This is a genomic window from Sporosarcina beigongshangi (genome assembly GCF_033485195.1).
Lineage (GTDB): Bacteria > Bacillota > Bacilli > Bacillales_A > Planococcaceae > Sporosarcina > Sporosarcina beigongshangi.
The window spans coordinates 1-10,391 of the sequence record NZ_JAWLIR010000067.1; the positions used below are offsets into that span (position 1 = coordinate 1).

The window sequence follows — 10,391 nt, forward strand, 5'->3', positions numbered from 1 at the left end:
TCTAACTTTTGGGGTGCACATCATCGAAGGGCTATTTCTGTTGTGTTGTACTTGTATGATTGGCACAATTGTTAACGCTTTAAAATATATGGTGAAGCAATATAGCCCGTTACGATCTTACCATTCTGAACTGCTCGAACTGGATACCAAGCAAACAGGTTAGTCGAATTTTTTTGTTCATCGTATACAGGCGCTCCGATAATTGTCATTTTATCCGCCGTAGTTGTTGGAATAAGTGTAGCTTGCGTATTTGGTTTTGCACGCATGCCCGAACCAGAGTAGCTAACTACATCGCCCGCTTTCAATAACTCCTTAGAGGCTGTTGCTTCTTTGGATAAGCTAAACGATTTCTTTTTGAATTCTATCGTATGATTCGTATCTGCACCATAATTAAAATCATCTTTCGTCATTGCAATCGACTGAATATTTGTCGTTACTAAACCATTTTTACGTAACTCCTGATACACTTTCTCCTGGTATGCAGTGCCATTTCTTTCGCCCGTCGCTTGATAAAACGGGCTATTCACTGCCTTTGTGCCGTTATAAGCCATGATAGCAAAATACCAGCTTTCCAGACTTTCCGGATTGTGATTGGCGACTTTAGGCAAATCGCTTCGCTTGAAATTGGTCACTAAAAAATCAATGCCCGCCTGAATATTATAAGGCAAATCATATTTCAAACGTTCCACATTATATCCCGCTGTATTTGTTATTTGCATTAAACCAATCCCACCATCAGCAGTAATAATCGGTTCGCCGTTGGCATCGAAATGCTTCCAGTTATTACTTTCTACAGATGCAACAGCTTTGACGATTTCCGGTGGAATTACCGTGGCTGATTGGTTAACAGCTTTCGTGATTAAACAATTCATCGTCTGACGATCTGGGTTCACACGACTCGCTGGATTATATCCACATACATTCACCGCTAAGCGGAATCGGTCATTCTTAGCTCTTGCCAAAAATCCAGAAAAATCTGCACGCGTCACTAGCTTGTCCGGGCGGAAGGTACCATCAGAATGACCTTGTGTGACACCCGCTGCAATTACTTTTCGAATCGAGGAAAAGGCTTCCGAACTTACTGTAATATCCTTGAAAGGAACCAATTCCTCATCAACCATTGAGAATGCACTCGCAAGGAAAATCGCCATATCAGAACGTTTGACAGGCTCATTCGGATAAAACTTTCCATCTTTATTACTCGGAATAATGCCTTTTTCATACGCAGATTGAATGGCACCCGAAGCAGCACTTGAACTAGCTACATCCGAAAAAACAGTTTTACGTTTCGCCGTATTCAAACCTAACGTTCTAGCAAGCATTAGTATAGCTTCTCCACGCGTCACATTTTTATCCGGAACAAAACGGTTATTATCGTAGCCCTGTATAATGCCTTCTTCAAATGAATACATCATATGTTGATAAAAGGGATGCGTAGTTTTAACATCAGAAAACCCTGCTGCTTCAACTGTTCCTCCACTCCCCATGAATACTAAAACGATAGATAATAATAAAAATGTTATTTTCTTCAAAATTATCTCCTCCTTACAACTAGACTACTATAATTTACAGTCAATTGGAAGGTAAGGGAGGATGGTGATTTTTTGGTTAGTTGGAGACTTCGAGAGAATGGTTGCACACCACTATCTATTCACCTGCCATATAGCCAATTACTTCATTGCGATTAGGGTCAACAAGTATTAAAGGGGTACCAGCTACAACATTCTCTTTATCTTCAAAAGAAACAATGACTATTTCTTTCCCTTCATACGTTTTATCCAGCAGCTCATAGCTGTTATCAGCAATTATTTTCTTTACTTTCGCACTTTGCCAGCCTTCTTTAGCTGTGTCATTCCATCCTTTTTCTTCGATAAATTCCCAAGCAACTTCTCTAACTTTTTCATAACTATCTGTATCAGTGATATTCCCTACATCTTGATTATTTGAACAACCAACAAGCAAAAATACCGTTATTGCTAAATATAAAAATTTCAACTTCATACCCTTTTCACCTACTTTTCTTATTAGTCACTTTCTCTAGGTGCCACAGCCAGTTTGTAACGAATTTCAATTCCTAACGTCTACTCAGTATACATACAAAATAGTAGGAGTTGAAACGATTGAAGACATTTGCAAAAAGGTTGTCTGTTCTCTTGTCAGTTGTTATTTTGCTAATGGGATGTGGAGGCAACGGAACACAAACTACTCCTTCATCTAGCTCAGCGAATGATAAAGAGACTTTACATGCAATAACTGATTTTAATATTGTTGAGATGGTAAGAGGGGATGAAATTTTAGTAGGTTCTACTTTTTATAAAATTGGTGAGCGTACGAAAATGTCCACATTAACCAAACAAACACTTACGATTGATGACCTCCAGCCTGGGGATCTTGTATCTGTAGAGGATACTGGATACATTATGACTTCGTTTCCTGGCCAAGGCGCTGCAACAGCGGTCGTGCTGCAAAATGACCCGGAAAGCCTGAAAGTCAGTGAATCTATCCGACACTTTTTTGTGAATCAAGAAACAGGAGATACCATTTCTACACGTATTAAAGAGTTAACATCGGAAGCCATTACACTTCATTTTAATGAATGGGAAATACATGGGAAGAAGTACGAGGCAATCATTGACCGGGCAACCAATTCATTTACTGTTAAAGAAATTGAAAACGAGGAAGCCATTGAGCAGGAGCGGAGAAATAAAGAAATGGCCGAGGCACATCCTGAAGGAAGCACAGCAGGCCATATAACCGAAATCTTTAAAAATGGGTTTAGAATTAATATGGCTGACTATACATTCTCGGATGACATTCAGTTTAATAATGATTTAGGTGAGGAGCTGACTACTGCTATCAAAAACATTGAAGATTATATAAAAACGTAGTAAAAAAATCTATTATCTTCGAAGTTTTTTAACGGTTATCTGTGCGTTCAATCGGGTAAAGATTGTTAATGAAGTGGAAACTGCGATTGGAAGCTAAAAAAGTAAAGGGGATGCTTGTTTTGAAAAAAGCATATAAAACGGAAGTTCTCCTCACCGCTGCCCAACAACAAAAAGTGAATCAAACAATCGGGGTTTGTCGATACGTCTACAACCTTTACTTGGATACTGCACAGAAGCATTACAAGGAAACAAAAAAACATCTGTCGGGTTATGACTTTTCAAAATGGCTGAACAATGTCCATACACAACAAACCGATCATTGGATTAAAGATGTCTCTAGTAAAGCTGTGAAGCAAGCCATTATGAATGGTGATAAGGCTTTTCGGAACTTTTTTAAAGGGTTAGCTAAATTTCCCCAGTTCAAAAAGAAGAGAAATCAAGATGTGAAAGCTTATTTTCCGAAAAATAATGCAACTGATTTGACAGTAGAACGTCATCGTATCAAAGTACCGACAATTGGCTGGGTTCGTTTGAAGGAATTTGGTTATATTCCAACGGATGCAACCGTCATAAATTGTACAGTATCGCAAAAAGCGGGTCGGTATTTTATTTCTGTGTTATGTGAGGTTGAAGAAGTACGAGAGGCTTATGTCCCAAAACATGATGGAATTGGCATTGACTTAGGAATTAGCACTTTTGCATTTTGCAGTCATCATGTGCAGTTCGACAACATCAATAAGACTCAGCCAGTTATTAAATTGGAAAAAAGCCTGAAGCGACAACAGCGGAAACTGAGTCGCAGTTACGAACAAAATAAACATCGAAAGAGAGGTGAATTCTGCGCTAAAAACAGGCAGAAACAACTGTTAGTTGTTCAAAAATTGCACGCTAGACTAGCGAACGTCCGACAGGAATATATTCGGTATGTGGTGAGTGTGTTGGTGAAAACCAAACCAACGTATCTTACGATTGAGGATTTAAACGTCAAAGGCATGCAGAAAAACCGACATTTATCTAAAGCCGTTGCACAGCAGTGTTTTTCGGCTTTTCGAGAAGTACTGACGGATAAATGTCTCGAGAAGGGTATCGAACTGCGACTAGTGGATAGGTGGTATCCCTCTTCTAAGCTTTGTTCAACTTGTGGGTTCAAAAAGACAACACTAAGTCTTTCTGAACGGACATTTGCCTGTGACAATTGCGATACGGTTCTTGACCGAGATGTGAATGCCAGTTTAAATTTGAAATACGCAAAAGAATACACGATTATCACACAACGATAACGTGTATATGTAGGGTGGGCTACATCCGAATTTACGCCTGTGGAGTGCTAAACCAACCGTAGTAGTGAGCCATTGACGAGGCGGGGTACGAAGAAGCAGGAAACCGTCTAGCGTAGAAGAACTTACATGTTTTTCTGTGTTTTTAGTAGCAGCTGAACAAGGAGGGTTTTCAAATAGGCAGCTTCGTCAGTGTTGATTATGACAGGCTGGATCATGACGCAACGATTGGAAAAGGCGTACTCTCTGAACTAACTTTATTAACAAAGGAAGAAAATCCAGAGGTCAGAAGCTGGATCCAATCAGTTATTGAAGGGGATCTTTACGAAAATCCTGTAATTATGTTCTATTACACTGACCATTATCGAACGTACTATACAATCCGCGTTGCTGACCTGAATGACAACACGCCAGATACGTTTGAGATGAAGTATGATGTGGAATCGGGGACATACAGTGTTACGGTCAACCCGGGGTGAGGTTGGACGGCTCTCATTACTGTGAATCCTACAATTGACTTTGTTGGTCACTCCCCACACGGTAACCATCAACATATATTCTGAACATTCTTAAGACCTGAGATTACTTTGTTTCTTCAGTAGGCATAAATATGCTAGTATCATGGTAGGGCAAACCTTACGAAAGTAAGAGACGCAAAGCCACGGGCCTAATTCGATTACTCGTTATGGCAGCCAGCTACCGAGTGCTCCTCACTTTAATACTCGTTAAATAAAAGAGAGGTGAAGAAATGAATAAAACGGTAATGATTATTGATGACTCACAATTTATGAGAAATCTAATCAAAGGAAGAATTGTAGAAAATGGGTATGATGTTATTGCCGAGGCCGGGAGTGGAGAAGAAGCTATTGAGCTATACAAAATCCACTTGTCTGCTATTGTCTTATCAGATATTACTTTACCCGGTTTAGATGGTATAGCTACATTAAAAGAGATTAAGAAAATCAACCCAAACGTTCATGTAATTATGTGCTCTTCTCTTGGTACTCAAGATTTGATTATCGCTGCTTTGCAAAATGGAGCAAGTGATTTCATTGTCAAGCCATTCTTTGATAACCTAATTCCCGCACTGAACAAATTAACAATGAAATAAATCCATCCATGATCAGTCCTATTTTCTATTAAGTTTCAATCAGGCATCCTTCAATTGTATAAGGGACTATCGCACTTCTACCCATTCCTTCGTTCGAGTCGTTGGCTCGATCGAAGGGATTTTTTTGCATCGCATACGGCACTGTTAGAAATAACTCACGTATTCTCAGGAGTACGCTGGTAATGAATAGTATAGATATTTTCCAGGATATAGAAAAAACCTCGATCGATTGAATCGCCCCTATAAAGGAACTCAAAACTGGTCCCTTGATTCATGTTTTAGTAATCGTGTTTACTGCTAATCTGTTTTCAATCGCCATACGTAAATTCGAGATGACACCGAGAAGCAATACTAACGACATAACGATTTTTTCAAAAGGCGTTCCTAACAATTGTTGTATAAACCCAAAAGTCCAAAGTATTACAAAAAACCAACATATACCGGTTATTGCTCTTTTGTATTTGTATAACCTATTTCCGCCGACAAGTAGTGTAAAAACCCCGCCTATAATCGAAATAATGATATTGATAATTGATATGGGTAGCTGGGTTGCTAAGGATTCTGATCGTCCCCCATTAACCCATGTAAATGGAATAATTCCACTCATAATAAAAACTTGTATTAAGAATGTCAAAGCATAAAAACAGATTCCCAAATATACAGCGGTTTTCATATTCACATTTCTAAGTTTTTCTAACATACAATCACCCCATTTCTTCCTGTTATCATTTTATTTGATTCGGAACTATTGTATTCCTTTATCTATTGCCTTATTTCATGGGCACAACATAATTGCCCTCCACCGATCGCTCGATTGAAGGGCTGTGTTTTATGGTGTTGCACTTAGTTGTCAGAAGCGTGTCTGAATTACACGCGTGACTTTGGCACCGTGATTTAAATTTTGAAATGACCGATAGCCGAATGCAGATCATCGCTCAAGCCAGCCAGTGTGTCTGCGGCTTGTGCCACTTCTCGGATTGCACGTAGCTGCTCATCTGTTGAAGCACTGATTTCTTCACTAGCAGCCGCTGTTTCTTCAGCGGTTGCCGCCATTGTTTCGATTGTTTGCATGACCATCTCTTTATGTTCGACGACTTTATTTACTTCGTCATATACGCTATTGATTGATTGTTCTAGGTTGTGCATGAGTCCTGAGATATTGCCAAACGTTTCCTGCGTTGCGTGTACGACTTTTCCTTGCTCCTCGAATGTCTCACCGGTTTCTCTCATTTGAACCGAAACTTGGCGGGAACCATTCTGTAATTCCTGTACGGTTGCTTTAACCTCTTCCGTTGCATGGGCGGATTGCTCGGCAAGCTTCCGTACTTCATCCGCGACAACGGCGAAGCCTTTCCCGTGTTCGCCTGCACGCGCTGCTTCAATGCTTGCATTGAGCGCCAGCAAATTCGTTTGCGTAGAAATTTGAGTAATCGTCTCCATTACAATACCAATTGCGCCTACTTTTGTTTCCAGATCCCCAATAACATCAGCCATCGATTGTAGATTCGTTTTCCAGCCTTCAAATGAACTTTGAAGTTGATTAACTTGGACAAGTCCACTTTTATTTATCTCTTCTGCTTCCCTCGCAATGCCAGTCATGACACTAGCTTTTTCCTGAATTCCGATGATTTGATTGCCTAAATGGTCAACTGTACTCGTTACATCTTCGGTATCATGGGCAGATTTTGTTGCACCTGACGCGATATCATTAATGGCCCCTACCATCTGTTCACTGACGGCATTCGTTTCTTCAGCAGAAGCACTTAGCCCCTCTGCCGATAACCGTACTTCATCGACGGACCGATTAACGATTGTAATAATATCCCGCACCTTTTCCACCATAAAATTGAAATTGAAAGCGAGTTGCCCGAATTCATCTTTCGATTTTACATCTGCATAAGCATTCAAATTACCATCTGCAACTTCGGTCATCGCATTCTGAACGACGAAAAGTGGTTGAATGATTCTCGTAATTAGTAGCCATAAAATAATGATAACCGCAACTTCAGTAGCAAGAGCAATTACGAGTATAAGATTGCGTGCCGCTGTTACTGAGCCTTTAATCGCGCTCACATCATAGACCGTCCCTATTTTCCACCCAAGACTATCTAATGTTTGAAAAATACCAACTTTATTTCCACCATTTTCTTTGAACTCTAATTTCCCTTCCGTAATGCCGTCTGCATACATAGCGGCTATATGCTTTTCCTCTATACTGCTTTCCCCTTGTGTCATCGGATGGACAACCGCTACGCCAGTCGCGTCGTAAATAAATTGATAGCCTTTAAATCCTGGATCTATTTCGCCAATACGATCCGCTATGGACGTTAGCAGCATATCAACACCAATCGCACCAACAAACTCTCCATTTACTACCATTGCTTTTGTAACCGTAATGACATAACCGCCTGTAAATGCATCGATATACGGGTCTGTCCATATAATTTCATTTTGATTTTCCTTTGCCATATGGTACCAGGGACGTGAAGTTGGGTCGTAGCCATCAGGTGGAGGTGTATCCCCGACAAGCTTTGTATGTTTATTTTCAAATCCAAAATAAATAGCCTCTGTCTCCTTCAATTTTCCTTTGTAGGTTGAAAAAGCATCCACGATGCCCTTATCCAAAGCTGCTGTCATTGCTGTTTCCCCAGTTTGCGTACCAATATAATTGGTAACGCCAATATTTTCAGTCACCATTTCCAGGCCATATTCGTACTGCATAAGAAAATTATGTATTGAATAGTTCATTTCCTTCACTGTCACTTGGCTGCTATTCAAAACGTTTTGGGTTGCATTTTTCTCCATTTGAATGCTAACAAGTGAATAAATCAAACAGACAGAAATAAAAAATACGATGAAAGCTCCAAATACAATTTTTATACGAATCGATTTCATTTTTATCCTTCCCCCGCTCCCATTATTCTGAACACCATTTACCGGTTATCTTTATAGTATAGTCTATAAGTCTTATAATAGAAAGAATATTTTAAATGGTTAGAAAATGTAGAGGTTTAATCGAGTTAATGTCATAGGTTGGCTTTTTATGACTGACTGTGTCTGCGAAATTCCGGCACCGAGATACAGAGAAAAAGCCCTTCGATGCTTAATCGAAGAGCTACTTTCATTGGTGTCGAATTGTGTGAGTGAATGAGTGACGTGTACCTCCATAAAGAACTGGCACTTGGACTATTTATTGCTTATTAATTTTCGGATAATAGACTCCACTACTGCTTGATCTAAAGATGTAGCTTCTACAATTTGATCCATCGTTAAGGATAGTTTGAAAAGTCGCTTGACCGTTTCTTCTTTTTCTAACAGTTTACCCTTTTCTAGTCCTTGTTCTAAACCCTGCTCTATGCCCTGTTTCAGACCTTTTTTTAGCCCTTCTTTTTCCGCCAAATACCGGGCATCATCCAGTCTCGCTTCTTCATCCAAAATATACTTTAATCGTGCCTCGTAGGCATTTATCTCTTCCCTGGATCGACTAAGATCTCGCCAGACCCCCAGTGCATCATCCAACTTTTCATCTTTCATCGCGAGTTCCTCCAATTCCTGATAGATTTCGTTGTACACTTTCTTTTTCCGTCCATCCACCATCCCAAGCAACAGTAGCCATCTGGCGAGAATATCATTCCACGGATCTAACTTCTTTGAATCCTTTATAGTTTTAATATACCACGATTTAGATATTCTTTCGTTTTTCCTAACCACCGTAAGTATAGCGATTATCGACCCTTCTTTCCTTTTTCAACACCATATACCGGAAGGAAATAAAAGGAAATTGTCATAAATGAATACACATTTCGATAATGCCATTTTGAAAAATCAATAACACCTCAATTTTGGAATTTGCCCCTTAAACGCGAACCAAATTCCGGATTTGAATTCATAGGGTGAAGAAAAAATATTTTTTCTTGTCTAATAATATGGGCTTGTCCATTAAAGAAATGAGAAAGCCCTTCAACCGATTTCTTGGCTGAAGGGCTGTGTTCTGTAGTGTTATACCAGGATATAATTGAATGACCATCGGTGCCGGGAAATGATTACCTAATTATACGAGTGACTGACAATGAGATACTAATTGCTTATTGCTAGGCACCAATTTACGATCTTTGTGCAGCGCTTATGTTAATCATCGTAACAATAGCATTCTGGCAGGATAATATATACAAAAAGACCTACTTAGGAGGATTTCCTATAAATCGTAAAGAACGCCGAGATAACTACCCTAATCCCCTCTAGTCCTCCTATAAACCATTCTAATTATCCTCTTCTATGAATACTATTATTGTAAATGGAGGGGTTTTCATGAATGGGAGAAAGTTTAGTTGGTTACCAGTTCTATTTATTTCAATGCTTTTTCAACTTTTAATAGGACTGATACTAGAATACGTGGAACTAAGGATTTTCCCTCAATCAATAATGTTCATTTTTTCATTTTCCAACATTTTACTTATAGCAATAATTGGCGGATATGTTGCAAACTATTACTACATCAAAAATTCACTAGACATCGGGGGAATAAGCGCCGTTTTATTCATTATCATCAATCAATTAATCCTCGGTTACGAAATATTAAACCTCAGAACCGCCGCCATTGTATTAATCGTCTACTTTATTGGTTGTTTTGGTGCATATTTACATCACAGATATCCAATTAAAAGAAAGACATAAAATAATAACGCTAGTTTATTCCTACGTTCAGGTGCCGTTTTTCCCCCTCTCCCTTATAATAAAAAAAGGAGGCAAGGAATTTGTTTAATATTGAAACCCATAGTATTGAGGATTACTCTGCAAAACAGGTTCCGCCGGATTTCAAAACTGCTGCAGACAGATATCCAATTATTACTGATGGTCGAGATACCCGCGGATACAACGTCGAAATAGAAGGTATTGATGCTTCTCTTGACCCTATTCCCCCCGATGCAAAATGGGGGTTGCAGCAAGCAAGGCTAAGTGCTTGTTCTTACCTCGTAAAAAAGTATGGCTACTCCCCATCCTCCTATTTCAAAAGCATTTGTTTTGCTAACGGCAGAGATAAACCTGTCACAAGATACATTAAAGTTGTAAATCGATGAAAAGCTGGGATTTCTGTTAATGCTGTTTCATAACGTC

10 protein-coding genes and 1 riboswitch are annotated in these 10,391 nt (G+C 39.4%); of the genes, 5 read left to right on the top strand and 5 right to left on the bottom strand.

All coding sequences use genetic code 11. The features are described from left to right. Positions 1 to 71 precede the first annotated feature (71 nt). The gene (locus R2B77_RS17490; protein ID WP_203249307.1) at positions 72 to 1,532 is read right to left on the bottom strand and encodes an S-layer homology domain-containing protein; all 1,461 of its coding nucleotides are present in this window, start codon (positions 1,530 to 1,532) and stop codon (positions 72 to 74) included. Positions 1,533 to 1,647: 115 nt separating this feature from the next. Continuing rightward, a complete protein-coding gene (locus tag R2B77_RS17495; RefSeq protein ID WP_203249306.1) occupies positions 1,648 to 2,001 on the bottom strand; it encodes an outer membrane protein assembly factor BamD in 354 nt (117 codons plus the stop codon). A gap of 119 nt (positions 2,002 to 2,120) precedes the next feature. On the opposite strand from R2B77_RS17495, the gene R2B77_RS17500 reads away from it, so the two are divergent. From R2B77_RS17500 to R2B77_RS17510, 3 genes are all read left to right on the top strand, one after another. After that, positions 2,121 to 2,888 (top strand): hypothetical protein, encoded by a 768-nt coding sequence (locus tag R2B77_RS17500; RefSeq protein WP_203249305.1) that lies wholly within the window; start codon positions 2,121 to 2,123, stop codon positions 2,886 to 2,888. Between the two features lie 119 nt (positions 2,889 to 3,007). Further along, positions 3,008 to 4,168 (top strand): RNA-guided endonuclease InsQ/TnpB family protein, encoded by a 1,161-nt coding sequence (locus R2B77_RS17505; RefSeq protein ID WP_212391964.1) that lies wholly within the window; start codon positions 3,008 to 3,010, stop codon positions 4,166 to 4,168. Positions 4,169 to 4,783: 615 nt separating this feature from the next. After that, positions 4,784 to 4,869, top strand: a riboswitch (cyclic di-GMP riboswitch). 44 nt (positions 4,870 to 4,913) lie between these two features. Further along, positions 4,914 to 5,276 (top strand): response regulator, encoded by a 363-nt coding sequence (locus R2B77_RS17510; protein WP_203249303.1) that lies wholly within the window; start codon positions 4,914 to 4,916, stop codon positions 5,274 to 5,276. A 271-nt stretch (positions 5,277 to 5,547) separates the two neighbouring features. Here the strand turns inward: R2B77_RS17510 and R2B77_RS17515 are convergent, their stop codons facing one another. The 3 genes from R2B77_RS17515 to R2B77_RS17525 all read right to left on the bottom strand — a co-directional run bounded on the left by R2B77_RS17515 (position 5,548) and on the right by R2B77_RS17525 (position 8,810). Then, on the bottom strand, positions 5,548 to 5,976 hold the full coding sequence (locus tag R2B77_RS17515) for a hypothetical protein (RefSeq protein WP_203249302.1): 429 nt from the start codon (positions 5,974 to 5,976) through the stop codon (positions 5,548 to 5,550). A gap of 194 nt (positions 5,977 to 6,170) precedes the next feature. Further along, on the bottom strand, positions 6,171 to 8,171 hold the full coding sequence (locus R2B77_RS17520; RefSeq protein ID WP_203249301.1) for a methyl-accepting chemotaxis protein: 2,001 nt from the start codon (positions 8,169 to 8,171) through the stop codon (positions 6,171 to 6,173). Positions 8,172 to 8,462: 291 nt separating this feature from the next. Beyond that, positions 8,463 to 8,810 carry a hypothetical protein gene (locus R2B77_RS17525; RefSeq protein WP_322555772.1) on the bottom strand — a complete coding sequence of 116 codons (348 nt, stop codon included), beginning with the start codon at positions 8,808 to 8,810 and terminating at the stop codon, positions 8,463 to 8,465. A gap of 774 nt (positions 8,811 to 9,584) precedes the next feature. On the opposite strand from R2B77_RS17525, the gene R2B77_RS17530 reads away from it, so the two are divergent. Continuing rightward, a complete protein-coding gene (locus R2B77_RS17530) occupies positions 9,585 to 9,950 on the top strand; it encodes a hypothetical protein (RefSeq protein WP_203249299.1) in 366 nt (121 codons plus the stop codon). Positions 9,951 to 10,030: 80 nt separating this feature from the next. After that, on the top strand, positions 10,031 to 10,354 hold the full coding sequence (locus tag R2B77_RS17535) for a hypothetical protein (RefSeq protein ID WP_203249298.1): 324 nt from the start codon (positions 10,031 to 10,033) through the stop codon (positions 10,352 to 10,354). Positions 10,355 to 10,391 lie beyond the last annotated feature (37 nt).